General features: G+C 34.6%; 1 pseudogene. It reads right to left on the bottom strand.

The features are described from left to right. Positions 1-289: pseudogene (locus FD47_RS15770) on the bottom strand (filamentation induced by cAMP protein fic); the annotation flags it as partial.

Raw genomic sequence — 289 nt, 5'->3', positions numbered from 1 at the left:
GCCGATCGTTTTTATTTTCTGGATCATTTTTGGGCTTGATTTCTGGGTTCTGATCCGCAAAATCTTTTAACTGTTTTTGAATTCTTTTACTAGTTTTGTCTTTAACTGATTTAAGCGCTAAGTTTGCTCTAATTTGTAATCCTTGAATGCCATTGTCATATGTCCACCGTTTAATTTTAGCCATGTCATTAGTTAGATAATAATTGGCAATTAGTTCGTTCCATTGATCCCACTTATCTAACGGCACATTGATTAAGCCTGCACCACCGTCAATCATAATTTTATTAGC

The sequence above is a fragment of the Lentilactobacillus parafarraginis DSM 18390 = JCM 14109 genome, from assembly GCF_001435895.1.
In the GTDB taxonomy this organism is placed as follows: domain Bacteria; phylum Bacillota; class Bacilli; order Lactobacillales; family Lactobacillaceae; genus Lentilactobacillus; species Lentilactobacillus parafarraginis.
The sequence above is the reverse complement of the archived record's forward strand: the minus strand, read 5'-3'. Positions and strand labels throughout refer to the sequence as shown.